At 56.7% G+C, this 23,017-nt stretch carries 25 protein-coding genes and 1 pseudogene; 16 read left to right on the top strand and 10 right to left on the bottom strand.

What is annotated here, in order from left to right; translation table 11 throughout:
• Nucleotides 1–146: 146 nt before the first annotated feature.
• The 11 genes and pseudogenes from pspA (at nucleotide 147) to AC1M2H_RS15600 (ending at nucleotide 9,438) form a co-directional block, all read left to right on the top strand.
• Entirely contained in the window at nucleotides 147–812 is a 666-nt protein-coding gene (pspA, locus tag AC1M2H_RS15650) for a phage shock protein PspA (protein WP_480148041.1), read from the top strand.
• A gap of 141 nt (nucleotides 813–953) precedes the next feature.
• Entirely contained in the window at nucleotides 954–1,178 is a 225-nt protein-coding gene (gene pspB, locus AC1M2H_RS15645; RefSeq protein WP_041145218.1) for an envelope stress response membrane protein PspB, read from the top strand.
• Complete coding sequence (pspC, locus tag AC1M2H_RS15640; protein WP_480148040.1) at nucleotides 1,178–1,537, top strand: envelope stress response membrane protein PspC; 360 nt, start codon at nucleotides 1,178–1,180, stop codon at nucleotides 1,535–1,537. Before pspB ends, pspC begins: the two co-directional genes overlap by 1 nt.
• An 18-nt stretch (nucleotides 1,538–1,555) precedes the next feature.
• A complete protein-coding gene (gene pspD / locus AC1M2H_RS15635; RefSeq protein ID WP_480151955.1) occupies nucleotides 1,556–1,774 on the top strand; it encodes a phage shock protein PspD in 219 nt (72 codons plus the stop codon).
• A 122-nt stretch (nucleotides 1,775–1,896) separates the two neighbouring features.
• Nucleotides 1,897–3,294, top strand: coding sequence for a YcjX family GTP-binding protein (locus AC1M2H_RS15630; protein ID WP_480148039.1), 1,398 nt, complete (start codon nucleotides 1,897–1,899; stop codon nucleotides 3,292–3,294).
• Nucleotides 3,291–4,352: a TIGR01620 family protein gene (locus tag AC1M2H_RS15625; RefSeq protein ID WP_480148038.1), complete on the top strand. Its 1,062-nt coding sequence runs from the start codon at nucleotides 3,291–3,293 to the stop codon at nucleotides 4,350–4,352. Before AC1M2H_RS15630 ends, AC1M2H_RS15625 begins: the two co-directional genes overlap by 4 nt.
• A gap of 183 nt (nucleotides 4,353–4,535) precedes the next feature.
• Nucleotides 4,536–6,077, top strand: coding sequence for a transcriptional regulator TyrR (tyrR, locus tag AC1M2H_RS15620; protein ID WP_480148037.1), 1,542 nt, complete (start codon nucleotides 4,536–4,538; stop codon nucleotides 6,075–6,077).
• Nucleotides 6,078–6,263: 186 nt separating this feature from the next.
• The gene (locus AC1M2H_RS15615) at nucleotides 6,264–6,809 is read left to right on the top strand and encodes a ParA family protein (protein WP_480148036.1); all 546 of its coding nucleotides are present in this window, start codon (nucleotides 6,264–6,266) and stop codon (nucleotides 6,807–6,809) included.
• A gap of 33 nt (nucleotides 6,810–6,842) precedes the next feature.
• Nucleotides 6,843–7,373: a hypothetical protein gene (locus AC1M2H_RS15610; protein ID WP_480148035.1), complete on the top strand. Its 531-nt coding sequence runs from the start codon at nucleotides 6,843–6,845 to the stop codon at nucleotides 7,371–7,373.
• 4 nt (nucleotides 7,374–7,377) lie between these two features.
• A pseudogene (locus AC1M2H_RS15605) lies at nucleotides 7,378–8,256 on the top strand (SIR2 family protein).
• A gap of 99 nt (nucleotides 8,257–8,355) precedes the next feature.
• A complete protein-coding gene (locus tag AC1M2H_RS15600; RefSeq protein ID WP_480148034.1) occupies nucleotides 8,356–9,438 on the top strand; it encodes an AbrB family transcriptional regulator in 1,083 nt (360 codons plus the stop codon).
• Between the two features lie 45 nt (nucleotides 9,439–9,483).
• Here AC1M2H_RS15600 and tpx read toward each other — a convergent pair whose 3' ends face one another.
• Nucleotides 9,484–9,990: a thiol peroxidase gene (tpx, locus tag AC1M2H_RS15595; RefSeq protein WP_480148033.1), complete on the bottom strand. Its 507-nt coding sequence runs from the start codon at nucleotides 9,988–9,990 to the stop codon at nucleotides 9,484–9,486.
• Between the two features lie 103 nt (nucleotides 9,991–10,093).
• Here tpx and ycjG point away from each other — a divergent pair, with 103 nt between their 5' ends.
• Nucleotides 10,094–11,059: an L-Ala-D/L-Glu epimerase gene (ycjG, locus tag AC1M2H_RS15590; protein ID WP_480148032.1), complete on the top strand. Its 966-nt coding sequence runs from the start codon at nucleotides 10,094–10,096 to the stop codon at nucleotides 11,057–11,059.
• On the opposite strand, the gene mpaA is transcribed toward ycjG, so the two are convergent.
• A complete protein-coding gene (gene mpaA / locus AC1M2H_RS15585) occupies nucleotides 11,050–11,763 on the bottom strand; it encodes a murein tripeptide amidase MpaA (RefSeq protein WP_426814923.1) in 714 nt (237 codons plus the stop codon). The two genes, ycjG and mpaA, sit on opposite strands and share 10 nt — an antisense overlap.
• A 188-nt stretch (nucleotides 11,764–11,951) precedes the next feature.
• Between mpaA and AC1M2H_RS15580 the strand changes: the two genes are divergently transcribed.
• On the top strand, nucleotides 11,952–13,571 hold the full coding sequence (locus tag AC1M2H_RS15580; RefSeq protein WP_480148031.1) for a peptide ABC transporter substrate-binding protein: 1,620 nt from the start codon (nucleotides 11,952–11,954) through the stop codon (nucleotides 13,569–13,571).
• Nucleotides 13,572–13,654: 83 nt separating this feature from the next.
• Here the strand turns inward: AC1M2H_RS15580 and AC1M2H_RS15575 are convergent, their stop codons facing one another.
• The 3 genes from AC1M2H_RS15575 to AC1M2H_RS15565 all read right to left on the bottom strand — a co-directional run bounded on the left by AC1M2H_RS15575 (nucleotide 13,655) and on the right by AC1M2H_RS15565 (nucleotide 15,306).
• On the bottom strand, nucleotides 13,655–14,221 hold the full coding sequence (locus tag AC1M2H_RS15575; RefSeq protein ID WP_480151954.1) for a DJ-1/PfpI family protein: 567 nt from the start codon (nucleotides 14,219–14,221) through the stop codon (nucleotides 13,655–13,657).
• Between the two features lie 595 nt (nucleotides 14,222–14,816).
• A complete protein-coding gene (locus tag AC1M2H_RS15570; RefSeq protein ID WP_480148030.1) occupies nucleotides 14,817–14,912 on the bottom strand; it encodes a YnaM/YnfT family protein in 96 nt (31 codons plus the stop codon).
• 274 nt (nucleotides 14,913–15,186) lie between these two features.
• On the bottom strand, nucleotides 15,187–15,306 hold the full coding sequence (locus AC1M2H_RS15565; RefSeq protein WP_480148029.1) for a small membrane protein: 120 nt from the start codon (nucleotides 15,304–15,306) through the stop codon (nucleotides 15,187–15,189).
• A 502-nt stretch (nucleotides 15,307–15,808) separates the two neighbouring features.
• Between AC1M2H_RS15565 and AC1M2H_RS15560 the strand changes: the two genes are divergently transcribed.
• Nucleotides 15,809–16,324 carry a hypothetical protein gene (locus AC1M2H_RS15560; RefSeq protein ID WP_480148028.1) on the top strand — a complete coding sequence of 172 codons (516 nt, stop codon included), beginning with the start codon at nucleotides 15,809–15,811 and terminating at the stop codon, nucleotides 16,322–16,324.
• 144 nt (nucleotides 16,325–16,468) lie between these two features.
• On the opposite strand, the gene AC1M2H_RS15555 is transcribed toward AC1M2H_RS15560, so the two are convergent.
• Together AC1M2H_RS15555 and AC1M2H_RS15550 are read right to left on the bottom strand one after the other, a co-directional pair.
• Nucleotides 16,469–16,714: a DinI-like family protein gene (locus AC1M2H_RS15555; RefSeq protein ID WP_480148027.1), complete on the bottom strand. Its 246-nt coding sequence runs from the start codon at nucleotides 16,712–16,714 to the stop codon at nucleotides 16,469–16,471.
• Nucleotides 16,715–16,871: 157 nt separating this feature from the next.
• Nucleotides 16,872–17,066, bottom strand: a complete 195-nt coding sequence (locus AC1M2H_RS15550) for a hypothetical protein (RefSeq protein WP_480148026.1) — start codon at nucleotides 17,064–17,066, stop codon at nucleotides 16,872–16,874.
• A 274-nt stretch (nucleotides 17,067–17,340) separates the two neighbouring features.
• On the opposite strand from AC1M2H_RS15550, the gene umuD reads away from it, so the two are divergent.
• Nucleotides 17,341–17,778 carry a translesion error-prone DNA polymerase V autoproteolytic subunit gene (gene umuD, locus AC1M2H_RS15545; protein WP_480148025.1) on the top strand — a complete coding sequence of 146 codons (438 nt, stop codon included), beginning with the start codon at nucleotides 17,341–17,343 and terminating at the stop codon, nucleotides 17,776–17,778.
• On the top strand, nucleotides 17,762–19,024 hold the full coding sequence (gene umuC / locus AC1M2H_RS15540; RefSeq protein WP_480148024.1) for a translesion error-prone DNA polymerase V subunit UmuC: 1,263 nt from the start codon (nucleotides 17,762–17,764) through the stop codon (nucleotides 19,022–19,024). Before umuD ends, umuC begins: the two co-directional genes overlap by 17 nt.
• Before the next feature lie 142 nt (nucleotides 19,025–19,166).
• On the opposite strand, the gene AC1M2H_RS15535 is transcribed toward umuC, so the two are convergent.
• The 3 genes from AC1M2H_RS15535 to AC1M2H_RS15525 all read right to left on the bottom strand — a co-directional run bounded on the left by AC1M2H_RS15535 (nucleotide 19,167) and on the right by AC1M2H_RS15525 (nucleotide 23,015).
• Nucleotides 19,167–20,249 (bottom strand): oxidoreductase, encoded by a 1,083-nt coding sequence (locus AC1M2H_RS15535; RefSeq protein ID WP_480148023.1) that lies wholly within the window; start codon nucleotides 20,247–20,249, stop codon nucleotides 19,167–19,169.
• A gap of 13 nt (nucleotides 20,250–20,262) precedes the next feature.
• Entirely contained in the window at nucleotides 20,263–21,009 is a 747-nt protein-coding gene (locus AC1M2H_RS15530) for a DeoR/GlpR family DNA-binding transcription regulator (protein WP_480148022.1), read from the bottom strand.
• Between the two features lie 188 nt (nucleotides 21,010–21,197).
• Nucleotides 21,198–23,015 carry an ABC transporter ATP-binding protein gene (locus AC1M2H_RS15525; protein ID WP_480151953.1) on the bottom strand — a complete coding sequence of 606 codons (1,818 nt, stop codon included), beginning with the start codon at nucleotides 23,013–23,015 and terminating at the stop codon, nucleotides 21,198–21,200.
• Between the last annotated feature and the right edge of the window lie 2 nt (nucleotides 23,016–23,017).

Raw genomic sequence — 23,017 nt, 5'->3', positions numbered from 1 at the left:
GTGTGATTCACCAGGTTACTTTAGCAACCCGCTGAGCATATAACAACCATGCCTTTTAAAATCAATAAGATAAAAAATTGGCATGCTATTTGTATTAGTCTCTGCACAGGCCGATGCCTGATAACAGAACTATGAGGATTGAAATTATGGGTATTTTTTCTCGTTTTGCCGACATCGTGAACGCCAACATCAACTCGCTGCTGGAGAAAGCGGAGGACCCGCAGAAGCTGGTTCGCCTGATGATCCAGGAGATGGAGGACACGCTGGTTGAAGTTCGCTCGACCTCGGCGCGCGCGCTGGCGGAAAAGAAACAGCTGAGCCGCCGCATTGAGCAGGCGCTCGCGCAGCAGGCCGAATGGCAGGAAAAAGCCGAAATGGCGCTGCGTAAAGATAAAGAGGATCTGGCCCGGGCGGCGCTGATTGAAAAACAGAAGCTGACCGACCTTATCGGCAGCCTGGAAAATGAGGCGCAGCTGGTGGATGAAACCCTGGCGCGGATGAAAAAAGAGATCGGCGAGCTGGAGAACAAGCTCAGCGAAACGCGCGCTCGCCAGCAGGCCCTGACCCTGCGTCACCAGGCGGCCAGCTCGTCCCGTGACGTGCGCCGTCAGCTGGACAGCGGAAAAATTGATGAAGCGATGGCGCGTTTTGAATCCTTCGAACGCCGCATCGATCAGATGGAAGCGGAAGCGGAAAGCCACGGCTTCGGCAAACAAAAATCGCTGGACCAGCAGTTTGCCGACCTGAAGGCCGACGACGAAATCAGCGAACAGCTGGCGGCGTTGAAAAGCAAAATGAATCAAAATAACTGATGACCTACGCAAAATCCTTCAGGCCGCGCTGCGCGGGAGCTTTGCCCGGCGGGAGAGCGGGGCAGACGATGCCGCCGGCCTGAAGGATCAAGCGTCGCGGCGCCGTAACGCGCCGCCGCTCACTCACTGTAAGGAGTACACATGAGTACGCTTTTTATTGCCATACCCCTGACGTTATTTGTGCTGTTCGTTTTGCCGGTGTGGCTCTGGCTGCACTACAACAATCGCTCGGCCAGCGGCAGCCTGTCGCAGAATGAACAGCAGCGCCTGCTGCAGCTGACCGATGACGCGAAGCGCATGCGCGAACGGATTCAGACGCTGGAAGACATCCTTGACGCCGAGCATCCAAACTGGAGAGACAAATAATGGGCGGACTCGATTTGAGTAAAAAACTGTGGCGCATTCCCCAGCGCGGCATGGTGAAGGGCGTTTGCGCCGGGATCGCGCACTACCTTGATGTGCCGGTGAAGCTGGTGCGTTTGATAACCGCACTGGCGATGATTTTTGGTCTCTTTTTCTTTGTGGTGGTGGCATACGTTATCCTGACGTTCGCCCTCGACCCGATGCCGGAAAGCGAGCTGCACGGCGAGAAGGCACCGGCCAGCGGCGAGCTGCTCGCCGAGGCGGATCGCGAGCTGGCGGCCAGCGAGCGGCGCCTGCGGGAAATGGAGCGCTACGTCACCTCCGACACCTTTACCCTGCGCAGCCGCTTTCGCCAGCTGTAGCTTAAACCGAGGTCAATGATGAACATGAAATGGCAGCAGGCAGGACAAAAAGTGAAACCGGGTCTGAAAATCGCCGGCCGGCTGGTGCTGCTGACCGCGCTGCGCTATGGCCCGGCGGGCGTTGCCGGCTGGGCAATCAAGTCGGTTGCGCGTCGGCCGGTGAAAATGCTGCTGGCGGTTGCGCTCGAGCCGCTGCTCAGCCGCCTGGCAAATCGCTTAGCTCGCAATATGAAGTAGTGGGCGGGGATCGGCAGCGCCGCACGTTATAACTTCTCGGCTTATCCCCACCTAATGGCTTATGATTAAAGCACTTTCTTCAAAGCACTAGCCTGAAATATTACGGATAGCATGGGATGGCAATGAAGCGACTTAAAACTGAATTCAATGCGCTGGTCAACCGTGGCGTTGACCGGCACCTGCGTCTGGCCGTTACCGGCCTTAGCCGCAGCGGCAAGACCGCGTTTATCACCGCGCTGGTCAACCAGCTGCTGAACATCCACTCCGGCGCGCGTCTGCCGCTGCTCAGCGCGGTCAGGGAGGAGCGCCTGCTGGGCGTCAAGCGCGTTCCGCAGCGCGACTTCGGCATTCCGCGTTTTACCTATGATGAAGGGCTGGCTCAGCTCTACGGCTCGCCGCCGATGTGGCCGACGCCGACCCGCGGCGTCAGCGAGATTCGCCTGGCGCTGCGCTATCGCTCCGGCGAGTCGCTGCTGCGCCACTTCAAGGACACCTCTACGCTGTATCTGGAAATCGTCGATTACCCCGGCGAATGGCTGCTGGATTTACCCATGCTGGCGCAGGACTATCTCGGCTGGTCGCGACAAATGACCGGGCTGCTGCAGGGCCAGCGCGCGGAGTGGTCGGCGCGCTGGCGTCAGCTGTGCGAAGGGCTGGATCCGCTGGCGCCGGCCGATGAGAACCGGCTGGCGGAGATTGCCGCCGCCTGGACCGACTACCTGCACGCCTGCAAGCGCGAAGGGCTGCACTTTATTCAGCCGGGGCGCTTCGTGCTGCCCGGCGATATGGCCGGCGCGCCGGCGCTGCAGTTCTTCCCCTGGCCGGACGTGGACGCCGTCGGCGAAGCCCGGCTGGCCCAGGCGGACAAGCACAGCAACGCCGGGATGCTGCGCGAGCGCTTCAGGTATTACTGCGAGAAGGTGGTTAAGGGCTTCTACAAAGATCATTTTCTGCGCTTTGACCGCCAGATAGTACTGGTGGACTGCCTGCAGCCGCTGAACAGCGGGCCGCAGGCCTTCAACGATATGCGCCTCGCGCTGACCCAGCTGATGCAAAGCTTTCACTACGGCCAGCGGACGCTGTTCCGCCGCCTGTTCTCCCCGGTGATTGATAAGCTGCTGTTTGCGGCGACCAAGGCCGATCACGTGACCGTCGATCAGCATGCCAACATGGTGTCGCTGCTGCAGCAGCTGATTCAGGACGCGTGGCAGAATGCGGCCTTCGAAGGCATCAGCATGGACTGCCTGGGGCTGGCGTCGATTCAGGCCACCCAGGGCGGGCTGATTGCGGTCAACGGCGAGAATATTCCCGCCCTGCGCGGCGATCGGCTGAGCGATGGCCAGCCGCTGACTATCTATCCCGGCGAAGTGCCGGCGCGCCTGCCAGGCCAGGCGTTCTGGCAGCAGCAGGGCTTCCAGTTTGAGAATTTTCGTCCGCGGGTGATGGATGTCGATAAGCCGCTGCCGCACATTCGCCTCGACGCGGCGCTGGAGTTTTTGATTGGAGATAAATTGCGATGAGCGAACCGTTAAAACCGCGGGTTGATTTCGACGGCCCGCTGCAGGCGGAGCAAACCGAGGCGCTAAAGTCTGCCCGCGCGTTTGCCGGCGCTGACGCGGAGAAGTTCGCCCCCGCGCGCGTCGACCTGCTGGCAGAAGACGAAGAGGGCACGGCGGAAGCGGTGGTGGAATCGGTGCTGCGGCCGAAGCGCAGCCTGTGGCGGCGGATGGTCAGCGCCGGGCTGGCGATATTTGGCGTCAGCGTGGTGGCGCAGGGCGTGCAGTGGACGATGAACGCCTGGCAGACGCAGGACTGGATCGCGCTCGGCGGCTGCGCGGCCGGGGCGCTGATCGTTGGCGCGGGCGTCGGTTCCGTTGCCACCGAATGGCGGCGCCTGTGGCGGCTGCGCCAGCGCGCCCACGAGCGCGACGAGGCTCGCGATCTGATGCACAGCCATGCGGTAGGAAAAGGGCGGGCGTTTTGCGAGAAGCTTGCCCAGCAGGCGGGGCTCGATCAGGCGCATCCGGCTCTCCAGCGCTGGTATGCCGCGATCCACGAAACGCAAAGCGATCGCGAAGTCATAAGCCTGTATGCGCAGCTGGTTCAGCCGGTGCTGGACGCTCAGGCGCGGCGGGAAATCAGCCGCTCGGCGGCGGAGTCAACGCTGATGATCGCCGTCAGCCCGCTGGCGCTGGTCGATATGGCGTTTATCGCCTGGCGTAATTTACGCCTCATTAACCGAATTGCCACGCTGTACGGCATCGAGCTGGGTTACTACAGCCGCCTGCGCCTGTTCCGTCTGGTGCTGCTGAATATTGCCTTCGCCGGCGCCAGCGAACTGGTGAGGGAGGTCGGCATGGACTGGATGTCGCAGGATCTGGCGGCCAGGCTCTCGGCCCGCGCGGCGCAGGGCATCGGCGCCGGGCTGCTCACCGCCCGGCTGGGGATCAAAGCGATGGAGCTGTGCCGCCCGCTGCCGTGGATCGCTGACGATAAGCCGCGGCTGGGGGATTTCCGCCGCGAGCTGATCGGCCAGCTGAAAGAGACGCTGCAAAAAAGCAAAGCCCGCCCGGAATAGTCTGCTTAGCCGCCGGCCATCGCTCCCCGGCGGCTAATTCCCGCGTTTATTATTCGTCCGCCTTGACGCCCCGGCGGCCATTTTTCCACCATGCTGTCAATATTTGTTGACAGCTATCTTCCCGCCGGCAAATAACTGTCCTATTATTCATCCGTCATTGGCCTTTTTAGGGTGAAAACTCCTATGCGTCTTGAAGTCTTTTGTGAAGACCGTCTTGGTCTGACCCGTGAACTGCTCGATTTGCTGGTGCTGCGGGGGATCGATCTCCGCGGTATCGACATCGACCCTATTGGCCGAATCTACCTCAATTTTGCCGAGCTGGAGTTTGCTAACTTCAGCAGCCTGATGGCGGAAATCCGCCGTATCGCCGGCGTTACCGACGTGCGCACCGTGCCGTGGATGCCGTCTGAGCGTGAGCATCTTGCGCTGTCGGCGCTGCTGGTGGCGATGCCGGAACCGGTGCTCTCTCTGGATACCAAAGGGAAAGTTGAGCTGGCGAACCCCGCCAGCTGCCAGCTGTTTGCGCAAAGCCCGGAGCGGCTGCGCAATCATCCGGTTGCGCAGCTGATTACCGATTTCAACATCCAGCGCTGGCTGGAAAGCAGCCCGCTGGAGTCGCACAGCGAACACGTGGTGATCGGCGGGCAGAACTTTGTGCTGGAGATTACGCCGGTCTATCTCGAAGGCGAGCACGGCGAACGCGTGCTCACCGGGGCGGTGGCAATGCTGCGTTCCACCGTACGCATGGGGCGTCAGCTGCAGACCATGACCACCCAGGATACCAGCGCGTTCAGCCAGATCCTCGCCGTCGGCCCGAAAATGCGCCACGTGGTTGAGCAGGCCCGCAAGCTGGCGATGCTCAGCGCGCCGTTGCTGATCGTCGGCGATACCGGTACCGGGAAAGATCTTCTGGCGCACGCCTGCCACCTCGCCAGCCCGCGGGCGGGCAAGCCCTATCTGGCGCTGAACTGCGGTTCTATCCCGGAAGACGCGGTGGAAAGCGAGCTGTTTGGCGATGCCATTCAGGGCAAAAAGGGCTTCTTTGAGCAGGCTAACGGCGGCTCGGTGCTGCTGGATGAGATCGGCGAGATGTCGCCGCGCATGCAGACGAAACTGCTGCGTTTCCTCAACGACGGCACCTTCCGCCGGGTGGGGGAAGATCATGAGGTTCACGTCGATGTGCGGGTGATTTGCGCCACCCAGAAAAACCTCGTGGAGATGGTGCAGAAGGGGCTGTTCCGCGAAGATCTTTACTACCGTCTCAACGTCCTGACCCTGTATTTACCGCCGCTGCGCGACTGCCCGCAGGATATCATTCCGCTGACCGAGCTGTTCGTCGCCCGTTTTGCCGATGAGCAGGGGATCCCGCGGCCGAAGCTCTCCGCCGATCTCAGCACGGTGCTGACCCGCTATAGCTGGCCGGGCAACGTTCGCCAGCTGAAGAACGCGGTGTATCGCGCGCTGACGCAGCTTGAGGGCTACGAAGTGCGGCCCCAGGATATCCTGCTGCCGGACAGCGATGTCGGGTCTCTGCCGGTCGGCGAAGAGGCGATGGAAGGCTCGCTGGACGATATTACCCGTCGCTTTGAGCGTTCCGTTCTGACCCAGCTTTATCGTAGCTTCCCGAGCACTCGCAAACTGGCGAAACGTCTGGGGGTTTCCCACACCGCGATTGCCAATAAGCTACGCGAGTATGGCCTCAGCCAGAAGAAGGGTGAGGAATAGTGTTGCATCGTTGGTCGCAGATGAGGCCAACGACGCGTTGCGCTATGAACTTATCTCGATATGTTAATGGTATTAGAGCAATTAATATCGAAACATATGATTGTATGTGGTTATTAAATCTGAGAAAATGTCAGTTAATACTGACACATTAACCTTATAATATTGCTAGATTTTTGGAGATTGAGAATGCCACGTCAAAAACGGAGCAAAAATACAAATATCGAACTTACTTTAAAAGATATTGAATTGATAAAGAAAACTAAGAAATTAAAAACTCAGACCACCTGTTTTTTTAATAACAAAGGTGGTGTGGGAAAAACAACACTGGTTGCGAATTTAGGTGCTGAGTTGTCAATTAATTTTGGTGCAAAAGTGTTGATTGTTGATGCAGATCCTCAATGTAATCTTACTCAATATGTATTAACAGATGCGGAAACACAGCAGCTTTACGGCCAAGATAACCCTGAGAGCATATACACTGTCATCAGACCTCTATCTCTTGGTAAGGGATATGAAAGTGAACTCCCGATTCGTACCGTTGAAAACTTCGGTTTCGATATAATCGTGGGAGATCCACGACTTGCACTTCAAGAGGACTTATTGGCTGGTGACTGGAGGGATGCAAAAGGTGGTGGTATGCGAGGAATCCGAACAACATATGTATTTGCAGAGTTAGTTAAGAAAGCTCGTGAATTAAATTATGACTTTGTTTTCTTCGATATGGGGCCTTAACTTGGTGCAATTAATCGAGCGGTATTACTTGCAATGGAATTTTTTGTAGTCCCTATGTCAATAGATGTTTTTTCATTATGGGCAATAAAAAATATCGGTTCGACTGTATCAATTTGGAAAAAAGAGCTTGATACAGGGATCAGTTTATCGGAAGAGCCAAGCGAATTATCGCAGTTGTCTCCACAAGGAAAATTAAGATTTCTTGGATATGTGACACAGCAGCATAAAGAGCGTTCAGGATATGATACTGTACGTTTAGATAATACTGAAGAAATAAAAACTAAGCGTCGAGTCCAGGCATATGAAGATATCGGTGAAAGTTTTCCATCTAAGATAACTGAGTATTTATCAAAATTATATGCGGCAAAGTCAATGAATCCACACTTAGGTGATATTCGGCATTTAGGAAGTTTAGCTCCAAAATCTCAGTCCCAACATGTACCAATGATTTCTGTTTCAGGAACAGGAAACTATACAAGATTAAGAAAAAGTGCGAGAGAGTTATATCGTGATATTGCACGGCGTTATTTAGAAAACATCCAAGAAGCTATTAGCGAGAAATAATAGTATGATTTACAATGAAGATTTAATAAATGATCTTGCACAACAAAAAGTTGTTTTGTTTTTGGGATCGGGTGTCTCTTCAAGTGTGAATCTAGATGCGATCAACAGATTTAAAGGATGGCCAGAGTTTTTAGAAGAAGCGGCTAAAGATAGAAGTCTAACTTTAAAAAAACAGATAAAAAATCTTTTAAAAGCCAAAGATTATCTGTTGGCCTGTGAGTTATTGCAAGCAGACTATGGCGATGCATGGGAAAGAAAGGTTACAGAGGAGTATGGGCGTGCTGCTCAGCCATCTGTATTACATAAGGCTTTAATTTCTTTAAGGCAAAGAATCATACTTACAACTAATTTTGATAAGTTGATCGAAAGTGCATGGGCTTCATCATTAGCGGATGGTGAAAGACATTTTAAAGTAATATCAAAAGTGGATAATGATATTTTCAAAGTGTTAAAGGAACATGATACTTCTTATATTATTAAAATACATGGTTCAATTGATGATGTTAGTAATATAGTATTCTCTCGTTCGCAATATATAAGGCTAGCATTTGGTAATTAAAATTATTCATTGTTTTTGGATTCGTTGTTATTAAATTATACTTTTCTTTTTGTTGGTTTTTCAATGGATGATCCAGCTATAACGTCACTAATGGAATTATATACATATAAATATCCTAAATCACGACCTCATTATATAATTACTAGCAATAAAATACCTCAAAATATTCGAGATATACATAGATCCTTGAGAAAGTTAATTGTTATGCCATACGATCCAAAAAGTAATCATGAAGAACTACCTAAGCTGATTGAAAATATGGCTGGGAAAGTAGACCTGAAGGTTAAAGCTAATATCGCAAGTTTGCTTGCGAAGACAAAATAATTTAAGTTATTCGAATGTCCGAGGTGAATATAAAAGATTTATACTATTAACATTTTTCTGTATATACTCGGTTTTTATTCATTTATTCCAGGACTACGGATGTTAACTTTGCCTGGTCATCTGCTTCACTGGATGAAACTCCTGACCCTCTCCGCCGCGCTGTCGTTCGTGCTGTTCTGGCTGCATCTGCCCGCGGCGCTGCTGCTGGGCCCGATGATCGCCGGCATTGCCTTTAGCCTGCGCGGCGCGGCAATCCGCGTACCGCGGCCCTTTTTTATCGCCGCGCAGGCCATTATTGGCTGCATGATCGCCCAAACCCTGACGCCCTCGATCTTTGGCGTGCTGCTCGGCCACTGGCCGCTGGTGCTGTTTATCCTCTTCGCCACGCTGGCCTTCAGCGCGCTGGCCGGGTGGCTGCTGGTGCGCTACAGCTCGCTGCCCGGCTCGACAGGCGCGTGGGGCAGCTCGCCGGGCGGCGCCTCGGCGATGGTGGTTATGGCGCAGGATTACGGCGCCGACGTGCGGCTGGTGGCCTTAATGCAGTATCTGCGGGTGCTGTTCGTCGCCGGCGCCGCGGCGCTGGTGGTGCGTTTTGCCCTTGGCGGCGAGGCGCAGGAGATGAATCAGCAGATCGTCTGGTTTCCCGCCATCGGCTGGCAGCTGCCGCTGACGCTGTTGCTGACCGCCGCCGCGGGCTGGCTGGGCCTGCGCATGCGCTTTCCTTCCGGCGTGATGCTGTTGCCGATGCTGGCGGGAGCGCTGGTGCAGGGCGAGGGCTGGCTGATGCTGGAGCTGCCGGAATGGCTGCTGGCGCTGGCCTATGCCGCCATTGGCTGGAGCGTTGGTCTAAAATTTAATCGGGAGATCTTTCTGCTGGCGCTGAAGACCCTGCCGCAGATCGTCGCCTCTATTATCGGCCTGATTTTACTCTGTTCGCTGATGGCGTTTGGCCTGACGCAGGTGCTGCCGCTCGATTTTATGACCGCCTATCTGGCGACCAGCCCCGGCGGCCTGGATACGGTGGCGATTATTGCGGCGGGAACGCGCGCCGATATGTCGTTTATCATGGCGATGCAGACCCTGCGCCTGTTCACCATCCTGTTGACCGGCCCGGCGATTGCGCGGTTTATTTCCCGTAATGCGCCGCGGAAAGAAAAAAGCCCTCGATACACGAGGGCTTAGAGCATTCGGGCCGGGCGTGATGCGCGGTCCGGGGCGGAGACCTGATTACGCTTTCAGCGCCGCCAGGGCCGCATCGTAGTCCGGCTCTTCGGTGATTTCATTTACCAGCTGGCTGTAAACAACCTGGTCATTCTCATCAATAACGACCACAGCGCGAGCGGCCAGGCCGGCCAGCGGGCCAGCGGAAATGGCAACGCCGTAATCGGCCAGGAACTGCGGCGCGCGCAGGGTGGAGAGGGTGACGACGTTGTTCAGGCCTTCCGCGCCGCAGAAGCGTGACTGGGCGAACGGCAGGTCGGCGGAGATGCACAGCACGACGGTGTTGTCCAGCTCGGATGCCAGTTGGTTGAATTTACGAACCGATGCCGCGCATACGCCGGTATCGATGCTTGGGAAAATATTCAGTACTTTACGTTTGCCGGCGAACTGGCTCAGCGCGACGTCGGAGAGATCTTTGGCGACCAGCGTAAACGGCTGCGCGCCTGCGCCTGCCTGCGGAATGGTGCCCTGAACGGCAACGGGGTTGCCCTGGAAATGCACGGTTTGTGACATGTTTATCTTCCTGTTTACATATAGTTAACGTCACGAGTAGTGTATGACATCCGTTATCAGCACGGCAAATCCTATTTAACGTTTCCCCTGGAGGAACCCGGGAATGCGAAACCTGCAAGTGTACGAAGAAGCCTGGCCGTTACATACTCCGTTTGTGATTGCCCGCGGCAGCCGCAGCGAGGCGAAGGTGGTGGTGGTAGAGGTCGAGGAGAACGGCGTTAAAGGCGTCGGCGAGTGTACGCCGTACCCTCGCTATGGGGAGAGCATTGCCTCGGTGATGGCGCAAATCCTGACGATTGGCGAGCAGCTGGAAAGCGGCGCAACCCGCGAACAGCTTCAGCATCTGCTGCCGGCGGGCGCGGCGCGTAACGCCGTCGATTGCGCGCTGTGGGATCTGCAGGCGCGTAGCGTGGGCAAAAGTATCCCGCAGCTGCTGGGAGTTGCGCTGCCGAATCAGATGGTGACGGCGCAGACGGTGGTGATCGGTACGCCGGAGCAAATGGCAGCCAGCGCCGCGGCGCTGTGGGAAAAGGGCGCGCGTCTGCTGAAGGTCAAGCTTGACGATCGCCTTATCAGCGAACGGCTGATCGCCATTCGCGGCGCGGTGCCGGAGGCCACGCTGATTGTTGACGCCAATGAATCCTGGCATAGCGATGGCCTGGCGGCGCGCTGCCAGCTGCTGGCCGATATTGGGGTGGCGATGCTGGAACAGCCGCTGCCGGCGGACGACGATGGGGCGCTGGAGAATTTTATTCATCCGCTGCCCATCTGCGCGGATGAGAGCTGCCACACCCGCGACAGCCTACCGCGGCTGCGCGGGCGCTATGAGATGGTCAACATTAAGCTCGATAAAACCGGTGGCCTGACCGAAGCGCTGTTCCTCGCACAGGAGGCGGAGCAGCAGGGCTTTGGGCGCATGCTCGGCTGTATGCTCTGCACCTCGCGGGCGATTTCAGCTGCGCTGCCGCTGGCCCCGCTGGCGCGCTTCGCCGATCTCGATGGCCCGACCTGGCTGGCGGTTGACGTGGAGCCGGCGCTGCATTTCAGCACCGGCGTGCTTCATCTTTGAGCGTGCCAGCGTAGCAGGTCGATCATCGCCGGCAGGTACGTTTCCGTGGCCTCGTCGGCGGATATCGGCGGAAACTCTGCGGTAATGCACGGCAGGCCGATATCGGCGCACCAGCTGCCGAAAGAGCCGGGCGTTTCGTAGCCCACGCTGCCGACCAGCGGCAGGGCGAAGGCGTCGGCCAGCCACCGTCCTAGCTCGCTGTGACCCGGATCCTCGATGCAGGCCAGCGGATCGTGAAACGAGACCACCCACGCCGGGTGGATCTGATGGATCAGCTGACATAGCGCCTGGGTTTCCGGCTCCGAACCGGGTTTTTCGCCGGTCAGCAGTACGACATCGCGCTGCTCGGCCGCGCTGTTCCAGCGATAGACCGTTTCCCCTTCTTGCCAGTTTGCCGCGGGAAAATTGCGATTGAGATCGATGCCGCGCGCGTTGGCGCGCAGCCCGAGCTGGCAGCCGTCGGGGTTGACCGCCAGCACGACGTGATGGCGCCGCAGCTCCGGCTTCAGGGTTCGGAGCGCGCAGGAGAGGGTGACCACCGAGGAGTTTTCATCGCCGTGAGTGCCGGCAAGAATCAGGCCGCTGCGGCTATCGGCCAGCGGCGCGGGGAACCACAGCAGCGGCGCGCCGAGGTGCGACTGGCCGTAGCGCTGGGTGCCGGGCGGAAAGGCGCCGCGCTGGGTGCGAGGACGAGAAACGGGCATAGGGCATCCTGTTAGCAGGTTATTTTCAGCAGTGTTGTGTAAAACCGCCCCGGAATCAAATAGTTTCCCTGGACGATGAAATCAGAGTACGCGTCAATTTTCTATCATAAGCCGTTTGCAATTTCAGGTGATGAAACAAATAATCATCCTTCTGCCAGCTCTGGTTTTTTTATTTTAAAGGGGATCTTATGAAGTATCCTGTCACATTGACATGCGGCGCGCTGTGGTTAGCCAGCGTTTCATCTTTGGCCTGGGCGGCGGATGTCCCTCCGGGAACCGTCTTAGCCGAGAAACAGGTACTGGTACGGCACATTAAAGATGAGCCGGCCTCATTAGATCCCGCCAAAGCCGTGGGCCTGCCGGAAATTCAGGTGATCCGCGATCTTTTTGAAGGTTTAGTCAACCAGGACGCGAAGGGCAACCTTATTCCCGGCGTCGCGACCCGCTGGCAGAGCAACGATAACCGGACCTGGACCTTTACCCTGCGCGATGACGCCCGCTGGTCGGACGGTACCCCGGTCACGGCGCAGGACTTCGTCTACAGCTGGCAGCGTCTGGTGGATCCGAAAACGACCTCACCTTTTGCCTGGTTCGCCGCGCTGGCGGGCATCACCAATGCGCAAAATATCATCGACGGTAAGGCTGCGGTCGATACGCTGGGCGTGACCGCCGTGGATGCGCGTACCCTGCGGGTGCAGCTGGATAAGCCGCTGCCGTGGTTCAGCAACCTGACGGCCAGCTTTGCCTTCTATCCGGTGCAGAAAGCGAACGTCGAGAGCGGCGCTAACTGGACGCGTCCGGGCACTCTTATCGGCAACGGGGCCTACGTGTTAAAAGACCGGGTGGTTAACGAAAAGCTGGTTGTCGTACCTAACAGCCACTATTGGGATAATGGCAAAACGGTTATCCAGCAGGTGACCTTTGTGCCGATTAACCAGGAGTCGTCGGCGACCAAGCGCTACCTGGCCGGGGATATCGATATCACCGAGTCCTTCCCGAAAAATCTGTATCAAAAATTGCTGAAAGATATTCCCGGCCAGGTGTACACGCCGCCGCAGCTGGGGACCTACTATTACGCCTTTAACACGCAGAAGGGGCCGACCGCCGACGAGCGCGTGCGCCTGGCGCTGAGCCTGACCATCGACCGTCGCCTGATGGCGGAAAAAGTTCTGGGAACCGGCGAAAAGCCGGCCTGGCACTTCACCCCGGACGTGACGGCCGGGTTTACGCCGCAGCCCTCGCAGGCGGAGAGCATGAGCCAGGCCGAGCTGAACGCCCAGGCCAGGGCGCTGCTGCAGGCTGCAGGCTATGGCCCGGGCCGCCCGCTGCAGCTGACGCTGCTGTATAACACCTCGGAAAACCACCAGAAGATTGCCATCGCGGTGGCGTCAATGTGGAAGAAGAACCTCGGCGTCGACGTCAAGCTGCAGAATCAGGAGTGGAAAACCTATATCGATAGCCGAAACACCGGTAATTTCGACGTGATTCGCGCCTCGTGGGTGGGGGATTACAATGAGCCCTCCACCTTCCTGTCGCTGCTGACCTCGACCCATAGCGGTAATATCTCCCGCTTTAACGATCCAGCTTATGACAAGATCTTAGCCCAGGCGGCGCAGGAGACGTCGGATAAAGCGCGCAACGACGATTACAACGCGGCGGAAAAGATTATCATGGCGAAAGCGCCTATTGCGCCAATTTATCAGTACACCAACGGACGGTTGATTAAGCCGTGGCTGAAGGGCTATCCGATTACCAACCCGGAAGATGTCGCCTATAGCCGGACAATGTATATCGTCAAGCACCCGTAGTTTCGTTATCCCACCGTGAATCGGTAATGGCGCGGTTCTCCACGCCATTACCGCCTGCCAGCGCTGGCGTTTTACTCAAGGGATTACTGCCGCAGCACTTCGGCAAATTTCGCCAGCCACTGCGGGTGCGCGGGCCAGGCGGGAGCGGTGACCAGGTTGCCGTCAGCGTGCGCCTGATCGATGCCGATATCGGCATAGTGTCCGCCGCTAAGTCGGACTTCCGGAGCGCAGGCCGGATAGGCGCTGCAGGTACGCCCTTTTAGCACTCCGGCCGCGGCCAGCAGCTGCGGGCCGTGGCAAACGGCGGCAATCGGCTTGCCCGCGCGGTCAAACGCCTGCACCAGCTTGAGCACCTCCTCATTCAGGCGCAGGTATTCAGGCGCCCGCCCGCCGGGGATCAGCAGCGCGTCGTAGTCTTGTTCTTTCGCGGCGGCAAAATCGGCGTTAAGCACGAAGCGGTGGCCGGGTTTTTCGCTATAGGTCTGGGCGCCGTCAAAATCGTGGATCGCCGTCATGATATAGTCGCCTTTGGCTTTATCAGGGCACACCGCGTCAACCTGATGACCAATCATCTGCAGCGCCTGAAACGGCACCATCGTTTCGTAATCTTCGGCGTAATCGCCGACCAGCATCAGAATCTTCTTGCTCATCATCACCACTCCTGCACGAATAAAGGTGTCTAAGATATAGCCTGGTGGAGGAGGGAATGCGAACCGTCAATCTCTGCCCTGGGAGCTCGATTCCATCCGGCGACGGTTGATTTCTGACCTGTTGCTCGCGGATGCGACATTCCGCCATATTTTTGCCATCTCATGGTAATGAAAACGGTTGCTTACTGGTTTCATAGAGTCCTTAGCATGACCCATAATATTAATTGATAGATAAAGGGACGTTGTGAACGTTGCTGAAACCGGTGCTACTCTGTTATGGCTTGTTGGTGTGATTGTGGTTATTTTTGCTATAGATCTGAAATTTAAGCGTAAATATCGGCGCAAGAACAAGAAGAAGTAGGATTTGCCGGCTATTTTCACGGCCAGCGCGTCAGCGCTCGCGGACGATAAATCGTGGAGATGCCGCGGCCCTGAAAAGGAGGATTGCGCGCCAGCGGCGGTAAGGGCAAGGTGCGCAATATGCTTTTTCTGCACAGGAGAGGGTGGCGGTACGGCAAAACGATTATCGCTGACGTGTGGTAGATAGCATCAGCGATAGAGAGTCCTGGAGGTTCGCTAACGGCCCGAAGGGTAATCAGAATTCGTCGGGGTTATTGGATACGGCGATGCCAACTTTTGCCAGGCTCAATGCCAACAGGCTAAGTACGGCCAGCGTTGTTACAACAATCATAAGTGTGGTCACAGCAATCTCGATAGTTTAATACTGACAGTGGTCAGACTACGTACCTGAGCAATAGTTCCATAAATAAGCGGAATTCGTTCGGGATGCGCTGGCCTGACGTTACGCATAATAATATATTGCGCCGCCCTAAGCCGGGGATGCGCAATAATTCTGGTTATTCAAGGTATTGCAAATAGATGTCGTTTAAGGACGGTCCGTGCGATCGCGCAGCGGCGTGGGTTAAAGAGACTAAACGCGCGTTCGTTCCCTGACTTTACTGCCGTTAGCGTCTTTTTTTGAAAGTAAATTTTTGTTTCTTGCGATCCCCTATATACGAAATAAGAGAAAAAACAGCGACCAGGAGTAGCGCGACCGCCAGTGCCAGAAAAAGAAAATTCGCCATACGCATTTATTCCCCGAGAAATTTATGGATATTCTTGCTTTTATGCGAAGAAATTTACTCTCGCCTTAAGAAAAATCCTAATGAAATATTTTGCATAGTTATAAGAAAAGTTTTTTAAATGATATTTATGTATTGATTTTGGTGTTTAATGTCGATAAATGCGCTTAACTTTAGAATAATATTTCAATGAATTATCGATATTTTGCTTAAAGATGCTGAGAGAGATTTGGGTTGTTCGGGCCAGTAGCGAGCATCATCCGCTCCGCGTTGATGAACTAACTAACTGAAACAAATTAGAAACATGGGGTCATCTTTGGATGAGCCGCGCAGGAGAGGAAAAACGTGCCGCCGAGCGATGACGCCTGCCGTACCCCGCTGAGCGTTGCCTGCGTTTTTGCGGCAAACCGTTGCAAAAAATGGCTATGGGCAGGACGGGAGCCATTCCCCGGCCGCCATGGCTAGGTTAATCTGCAGGGCATCTCACTTTATTCAGGCTATGAATATGAAATTGCGTACTATTCAGGGAGTGTGTTTCTGCCTGGCATTGGCGCAGCCCCTTGTTTCCCTGGCTTCAGATGACAGAAATCAGCCCGGCAGCGATTTAAACGATGGCGTTGAAACTTTCAGCATTAGCTGTTTTGGAATGCCGCAGCAGACCACGATCGATATTAATGAGTGCATGGCAAAGAAACTCGCGCAGATCGGCTGGGTGAAGGATAAATATCTGGCGACGGCCGCGAAAAGAATAGCGCAGGACGGCAGGGACGATCCGGCTCGGTTACAGAAAACGCTGTCGGCATTTAATGATGAAGGTCAAGCCTGGGATAATTTAATTGATAAGGCGTCTACTGCGGCCGGGATCGATGCTGAAGGCGGTACGCGGCGCGGGGCTATGATGGCTTTACGCCAGGAAGAGCTTATTGAGCTGCAGGTTCATGATATCTGGCAGCACTGGCTGCGCTTTGAGGACTCAACGCCGCCGATTTTGCCGGAGCCTAAATTTAAGTCTGGCGAGTAGGCGGGCGTATTTAAACGGCTGGCGAGCAGCGCCGGTAGCCGGGAAAATAGCTGCAGGGGAAATTGATGTCCAGGGAGCGGTATTGCTCAATGCTAACGCCGGTCCCTGAAAAGCCCGCCGTTGATATCAACGCTGCGGCCCGGCTTATTCGTCTGCGGTCATCCACATATCCGCTTCTTCAAACATCTCCTGAACGACGCGGCCGATCTGCTCTTTTTCATGCTTACTGGCATCCGTATTGATTGCCGGCAGCGTCATCATCGGCTTTACGCGAACGTCGGCCTCGGGAAAAATGCGGTGAATACGTTTCGTGAGTTCAGCCATAATGGTCTCTTTGGCTCCGGCTAACCCTTCAAAATTTCTTTTGTCATAAACCAGTTCTACAAACATGCTTCGGCTCCTGTAACGGTAGGCAGTAGTTATACTGTTTTTTTGTACAGTGTCAAGGCGAGAGGGAGAACAGCGCGCGTTTTCCGCCTCGCCGGCCGGCCAGCATGGGGCTTTCACGTAATGAGCGGCGGTCGTTTATCCCGCCACGCAACGACGTTTAATCGACGTTGTTGAAATAGTCGCGCGCAGCCGCCTCGACCTTCTGCGCATCAATCCCCGTTTTCTCAGTAATCAACTCGATGAACTGCCTGAACTTGTCGGTCATTACGTTGCCGCCATCCCAGTGGGCAACGTAGAAACGGCACTGATAGCGATAAAAGTGGAGGGTGGTATCTCCCAGCGTGTAGTACATAAGAATCTCCCGTTCAGTATGTCGGACGAATCGCCATAGCTTGCGATATGGCACCTCACCATAACGCGCTGCTTACGGCCTCTATCCTGCTACGAATTACGTGAGTTTTCCAGAGACGCCTTATTTTTAACGCCGCAGAGCACGGTGAGCCGCGCGTTCGGCTAAATATGGCGGAACTTCAAGACCTTCGCGATAGGGTGGCATAAGCGGCTTGCCTAACCCGAATGATTTAATAATACTGTATATAAACACAGTAATTATGCCAGGTGAGTTTATGTTGACGTTCTACAAGCCGGTTGAGCCGTCGTCACGGTTTTTGGTGCCGCTGTTTCGCGATCTTGTACCCTGCGGGTTTCCCAGCCCGGCCCAGGATTATGTCGAAGATACGCTCGATTTGAACAAGCTGGCCATCAGGCATCCAAATGCGACCTACTTTGTCAGGGTGAGCGGCGATTCAATGACGGACGCCGGAATTGACGATGGCGACCTGCTGGTGGTCGATCGCTCGCTGACCGCCGAGCACGGCGATATTGTGATTGCCGCCGTTGCCGGCGAGTTTACCGTAAAGCAGCTGCAAACCCGACCGTTCCTTCAGCTCATGCCGCGTAACCTCAACTACTCTCCTGTCGTCTGCCAGCCGGGAGAGGAGCTGCAAATATTTGGCGTGGTCACCTTCAGCTTAAAATCACACCGCCATGTTCGCGCTTGTTGATGTCAACAGCTTCTACGCCTCCTGCGAAGCGGTTTTCCGGCCGGACCTGCAGGGAAAAGCGGTGGTGGTGGTCTCAAATAACGATGGCTGTATTATTTCACGTTCGGCGCAGGCAAAGGCGCTGGGCATCCCCATGGGCGCGCCTTATTTCAAAATTAAGGATGATTTGCAGCGTTTGCAGGTGGCGGTTTTTAGCTCGAACTACGCGCTCTATGCCGATCTCAGCCACCGGGTCATGCAGACGCTGGCGGAGATGACGCCGGGGATTGAAATATACTCCATCGATGAGGCCTTTGTTCATTTAGCCGGTATCTCCGGCTATATGCCGCTTGAGACATTTGGCCAGCAAATGCGCGATCGGGTCCTGAAGCATACCGGGCTCACGGTGGGGGTTGGCATCGCGCCGACCAAAACGCTCGCCAAGTTGGCTAATTTCGCGGCTAAAAAGTGGCGCCAAACCGGCGGCGTTGTCGAACTATCGCATCGCGATCGCCAGCGCCGGCTGCTCGCTCTGGTGCCGGTGCATGAAGTGTGGGGCGTGGGCCGGCGGATCGCAAAAAAGCTGGAGCTGATGGGCATCGAAAACGCTCTGCAGCTTGCCGACAGCTCGACCTGGGTGATGCGTAAGCACTTTAACGTCGTGCTGGAGCGCACGGTGCGCGAGCTGCGGGGGGAATCCTGTCTGCAGGTGGATGAGTTTGCGCCGGCCAAACAGCAGATTATCTGTAGCCGTTCCTTTAGCCACCGCATTACCCAATATAGCGATATGCATCAGGCGGTTTGCGCCTATGCTGAGCGCGCGGCGGAAAAGCTCAGGGCCGAGAAGCAGCGCTGCTGCGTGGTCAGCGTCTTTATGCGCACCAGCCCGCACGCCGAAAACGAAGCCTTCTACGCTCCCCAGGCCAGCGGCCGACTGGCAACGCCATCTGACGATACCCGGGATATTATTCGCGTCGCGATCCATGCGCTGGAGAGAGTGTGGAAGGAGGGCTTTCGCTATATGAAGGCCGGCATCATGCTGAGCGATTTCTTCAGCCAGGGCGTGGCGCAGCTCAATTTGTTTGATGAGTATCAGCCGCGGGCGAATAGCGCCGCGCTGATGCAGGTGGTGGATAGCCTGAACCGCTCGGGGCGCGGCAGCGTGTGGTTTGCCGGGCAGGGGATTCAAAAAAGCTGGACGATGAAGCGTGAGATGCTATCGCCCGGCTATACGACCCGCTACGCCGATTTGCCCGTCGTTAAATAGGTCGCCTGCGCCACCGCGGCAAGCGATCTGCCGCCGGAACGTACGGAACGAGCGTAAACGATGACCTTTGAAAGCGACGCCCCGAGTGAAGGCCGGGAGAAGGGCGTGGCCTGCGCAGCCGCAGGCCACGTTAATGTGAGGCTTACTTCAGCGCGGCCAGCTCGTCGGCGGTCAGCTCCAGCGTCTGCAGGGTGCCGGTTTCGGCGGAGCGAACGGCGGCCTCCAGCACCGCCATCACGGCGAGCGCCTGCAGCGGCTGTACCGGGTTTTCAATCCTGCCGCTGAGCGCATCGCGCACGTTGATGTAGTACTGACGCTGATCTCCGCGCGGGGCGGCCACTTGCTGAACCTGCGACTGCGCGTCAAAAACGCTCAGGCTGTCGTCGTCGTGGCCCCAGCTTTCGCTGCCGGGAATGACGCCCGCCAGCAGCTGGCTCTCCTGCTGGTCGGCTTTTTGTTTGACCGCGCTGCCCTGGTCACCATGAACGGTAAAGCGCGCGCTGCCGCCGGCAACCAGCATGCTGCAGTGCAGAATGACCTTATGCTGAGCATAGTTCAGGACCACGTGCGCCCAGTCGTTAATCTCGGCGCCCTGGCGCAGGGTGGCGATGTTGCCCTGCACCGACTGCGGCAGGCCGAACAGCTGCAGAGCCTGATCGATCAGGTGCGGCCCTAAATCAAACCACAGGCCGCTGCCCGGCACGTTTTGCTCTCTCCAGCGGACGCGAACTTCCGGACGGAAGCGGTCGAAATGGGACTCGAAGTGCTTAACGTTGCCGATAAGTCCCTGCTCAATAACCTGCTTGATCCCGAGGAAGTCGCTGTCCCAGCGGCGGTTGTGGAATACCGAGAGCAGCAGCTGCTTCTCCTGCGCCAGGGCAATCAGCTCGCGGGCTTCCTGCATATCGAGGGTAAAGGGTTTATCCACGACCACGTGCTTACCGGCGTTTAACGCCAGCTTCGCGAGCGGGGCGTGCGTGGCGTTAGGGGAGGCGATCACCACGAGATCGATATCCGGGTGCTGAATCGCCTCTTCGGGTGAAGCAATAACGGTGACGTCGGGAATGTCACGCTTAACCTTTTCTTCATCGCGAGAAGCGACGACGGCCAGCTTCAGGCCGTCAATCGAGCGGATCAGCGGCGCATGGAACGTTTTGCCCACGAATCCATAACCGATCAGCGCAATATTAATGTTCTTACCGTCACCGGCGATAACTTTGTTCATTATTCTCTCCACGTTATTGAGCGTCAGCAATGTTGATGTGTACTGAAATGTCGTCCCCGGCGTCTTCCCAGGCTTTATCCAAAAAGAGCTGATGAATTTCTGCTAATCCGGCGACCAGATAGGGCTCGCAGTGGTTCAGCTTCAGATGGTCGGCAACCAGCCAGCACTCGGTGCTGGCGGCCAGCATAGCGCGCTTGATTTCGGCGTCCGCCTCCTGGCTGGCGCTGAGGCCCAGCTGCGCATGCAGCGCGCAGGCGCCGAGGATGGCGATATCAGCCCGATAGCGCGCGAGCAGCGCGAGGGTGGCGCTGCCGGCAAACAGGCGCTGCTGCATATCCCATCTGCCGCCCAGCAGGATCAGCTGAATATCCGCCCGGTCGCTGAAGTGCTGGGCGATATCTAAAGAGGTGGTGATGACGGTCATCGGCCCCTTGATGTGGCTGGCGACGGCCAGCACGGTGCTGCCGGCATCTAAAAAGATCGTCGAGCCGGCGGGAATTTTCTCCGCCACCATTTTGCCTAAGCGCTGCTTCGTTTTCGGCAGCAGGGCATTTCTGCCCTGGCGATTCATCGCCGACAGGTCGAGGGCGATAGCGCCGCCGTGGTTCTTTTGCGCCAGCCCCTGCTTTTCAAGATCGGTCAGGTCGCGGCGTACGGTATCCGCGGAAACCTGCAGCCTGGCGACCAGATCGCTGATGCTGACCTGGCCATTTTCACTGATGATATCCAGGAGGAACTTTTGTCTGGCGGTTTTGTGCACGGTTTTCAATCCTGCAAATTGCTGCAATAAATCGCATAATACAGCATTTTGCCGCAAAAGAAATCCCGCATCGGCTAAAGCGGGCGTCGCGTGAGGGAGAGCGGCGTGGGTGAGTAAAGGGCAGGAGGGCGCTTCTGCCCTGAATCCGGCCCGCGGGCGCCTCGCAAGAGGGCCTGCGGGCAGGGAGGCTAGCGCATCACCCAGTGCTGGGGGCCAACCTGTTCATAGCTGCGGACGGGGGGCTGCCAGGCGTTATCGCGAAACGGCGTCGGCAGCTCGTCGTTACTGCCTTCGCGCAGCAGATGGCGACGCGCGGGATCGGTCTTGGGGATCGCCGCGATCAGCTTTTGCGTATACGGGTGCTGAGGATGGGTGAAAATCGCCTGTCGAGGGCCAATCTCGACGATTTCGCCGAGGTACATCACCGCCACCCGATGGCTGATGCGCTCGATAACCGCCATGTCGTGCGAGATAAACAGAAAGGCGATCTGCATGGTGCGCTGCAGTTCGATAATTAAATTGACCACCTGCGCCTTCACCGAAACGTCCAGCGCCGACACCGACTCATCGGCAATAATCACCTTCGGATTCATCGCCAGCGCCCGGGCGATGCAAATGCGCTGACGCTGGCCGCCGGAGAACTCATGCGGATAGCGGTTCAGCACCGACACGCTCATCCCGACCTTTTCGATCAGCTCCTGCGAGCGCGCCAGCGCCTGCTGGCGGGTGGCCAGCCCGTTTTCCAGCAGCGGTTCAATCAGCGTTTCCTGGATCTTTAGCCGCGGGTTGAGGCTGGCGAAGGGATCCTGGAAAATCATCTGCATATCCTGACGCAGGCGCTTTTGCTGCGCCCGGTCGGCCTGCAGGACGCTATAGCCATTGAGCGTCACGTCGCCGGACTGCGCCTGAATCATGCGGATCAGGCTGCGCCCGGTGGTGGATTTACCGCAGCCCGATTCGCCTACCAGCGAGAGCGTCTCTCCCGGCCACAAATCGAAGCTGACGTTCTCCACGGCGTGAATATGGCCGGCCAGCTGATTGAAAAAACCGCGCTTAACCGGGAAGCGGGTCACCAGATTCTTTACCGACAGCAGAGGCGGCTGCGAGCGGTCGGGCAGCGCGGCCTCGGGCGGATAGCGCCGGGTCTCGCCGGTCTGCAAATCCACCGACGGGAACCGGCACGGCGCGGTAACGGCTGCCATTTCGCCGGCCGCCGGTACCGAGGCCAGCAGCGCCCGGGTATAGGGCTGTCGGGGGGCAGAAAACAGCCCCGGCGTCGGCGCGCATTCAACCGCATCGCCGCGGAACATCACCAGCGTATGATCCGCGGTTTCCGCCACCACGCCCATATCGTGAGTAATAAACAGCACCGCGGTATTGTTTTCCGCCTGCAGCGTTTTAATCAGATCGAGAATCTGCCCCTGAATCGTCACGTCGAGGGCGGTGGTCGGCTCGTCGGCAATCAGCAGCTTAGGCTTGAGGGCCAGGGCCATCGCAATCATAGCGCGCTGGCGCATGCCGCCGGAAAACTGATGCGGATACTCGTCATAGCGCTGCGCGGCGTGGGGAATGCGCACCTTTTCCAGCAGGGCGATCGCCTGACGCTTCGCCTCGCGCCTGGATAATCCCTGGTGATGAATAAAGACTTCGGCGATTTGGTGCCCGATGGTAAAGGCGGGATTGAGGCTGGTCATCGGCTCCTGGAAAATCATCGCCACCTCGGCGCCGCGGATGCGGCGCATCTCCTCCTCTGGCAGCAACAGCAGCGACCTGCCGCCGAGGCTCACGCTGCCCTCCGTGCGGCTGTTGCGCGATGACAGCAGGCGCATAATCGCCATCGCGGTGACGCTTTTCCCCGAACCCGATTCGCCGACGATGGCCAGCGTTTCTCCCGGATTAAGGGTAAAGTTGATATTACGCACCACTTCCTGCCAGCTGTCGCCGCGGCGAAACGAGACCGACAGATTCTCTACGCTCAGCACCGGAGCAGGCGTCGGGGTCTTCATCA

Source organism: Klebsiella sp. F11 (assembly GCF_056712265.1).
The sequence above is the reverse complement of the archived record's forward strand: the minus strand, read 5'-3'. Positions and strand labels throughout refer to the sequence as shown.

Coding starts and splice junctions, on each gene's coding strand:
- pspA (WP_480148041.1), top strand. CDS start 147: ATGGGTATTTTTTCTCGTTTTGCCGACATCGTGAACGCCAACATCAAC.
- pspB (WP_041145218.1), top strand. CDS start 954: ATGAGTACGCTTTTTATTGCCATACCCCTGACGTTATTTGTGCTGTTC.
- pspC (WP_480148040.1), top strand. CDS start 1,178: ATGGGCGGACTCGATTTGAGTAAAAAACTGTGGCGCATTCCCCAGCGC.
- pspD (WP_480151955.1), top strand. CDS start 1,556: ATGAACATGAAATGGCAGCAGGCAGGACAAAAAGTGAAACCGGGTCTG.
- AC1M2H_RS15630 (WP_480148039.1), top strand. CDS start 1,897: ATGAAGCGACTTAAAACTGAATTCAATGCGCTGGTCAACCGTGGCGTT.
- AC1M2H_RS15625 (WP_480148038.1), top strand. CDS start 3,291: ATGAGCGAACCGTTAAAACCGCGGGTTGATTTCGACGGCCCGCTGCAG.
- tyrR (WP_480148037.1), top strand. CDS start 4,536: ATGCGTCTTGAAGTCTTTTGTGAAGACCGTCTTGGTCTGACCCGTGAA.
- AC1M2H_RS15615 (WP_480148036.1), top strand. CDS start 6,264: ATGCCACGTCAAAAACGGAGCAAAAATACAAATATCGAACTTACTTTA.
- AC1M2H_RS15610 (WP_480148035.1), top strand. CDS start 6,843: ATGGAATTTTTTGTAGTCCCTATGTCAATAGATGTTTTTTCATTATGG.
- AC1M2H_RS15600 (WP_480148034.1), top strand. CDS start 8,356: ATGTTAACTTTGCCTGGTCATCTGCTTCACTGGATGAAACTCCTGACC.
- tpx (WP_480148033.1), bottom strand. CDS start 9,990: ATGTCACAAACCGTGCATTTCCAGGGCAACCCCGTTGCCGTTCAGGGC.
- ycjG (WP_480148032.1), top strand. CDS start 10,094: ATGCGAAACCTGCAAGTGTACGAAGAAGCCTGGCCGTTACATACTCCG.
- mpaA (WP_426814923.1), bottom strand. CDS start 11,763: ATGCCCGTTTCTCGTCCTCGCACCCAGCGCGGCGCCTTTCCGCCCGGC.
- AC1M2H_RS15580 (WP_480148031.1), top strand. CDS start 11,952: ATGAAGTATCCTGTCACATTGACATGCGGCGCGCTGTGGTTAGCCAGC.
- AC1M2H_RS15575 (WP_480151954.1), bottom strand. CDS start 14,221: ATGAGCAAGAAGATTCTGATGCTGGTCGGCGATTACGCCGAAGATTAC.
- AC1M2H_RS15570 (WP_480148030.1), bottom strand. CDS start 14,912: ATGATTGTTGTAACAACGCTGGCCGTACTTAGCCTGTTGGCATTGAGC.
- AC1M2H_RS15565 (WP_480148029.1), bottom strand. CDS start 15,306: ATGGCGAATTTTCTTTTTCTGGCACTGGCGGTCGCGCTACTCCTGGTC.
- AC1M2H_RS15560 (WP_480148028.1), top strand. CDS start 15,809: ATGAAATTGCGTACTATTCAGGGAGTGTGTTTCTGCCTGGCATTGGCG.
- AC1M2H_RS15555 (WP_480148027.1), bottom strand. CDS start 16,714: ATGTTTGTAGAACTGGTTTATGACAAAAGAAATTTTGAAGGGTTAGCC.
- AC1M2H_RS15550 (WP_480148026.1), bottom strand. CDS start 17,066: ATGTACTACACGCTGGGAGATACCACCCTCCACTTTTATCGCTATCAG.
- umuD (WP_480148025.1), top strand. CDS start 17,341: ATGTTGACGTTCTACAAGCCGGTTGAGCCGTCGTCACGGTTTTTGGTG.
- umuC (WP_480148024.1), top strand. CDS start 17,762: ATGTTCGCGCTTGTTGATGTCAACAGCTTCTACGCCTCCTGCGAAGCG.
- AC1M2H_RS15535 (WP_480148023.1), bottom strand. CDS start 20,249: ATGAACAAAGTTATCGCCGGTGACGGTAAGAACATTAATATTGCGCTG.
- AC1M2H_RS15525 (WP_480151953.1), bottom strand. CDS start 23,015: ATGAAGACCCCGACGCCTGCTCCGGTGCTGAGCGTAGAGAATCTGTCG.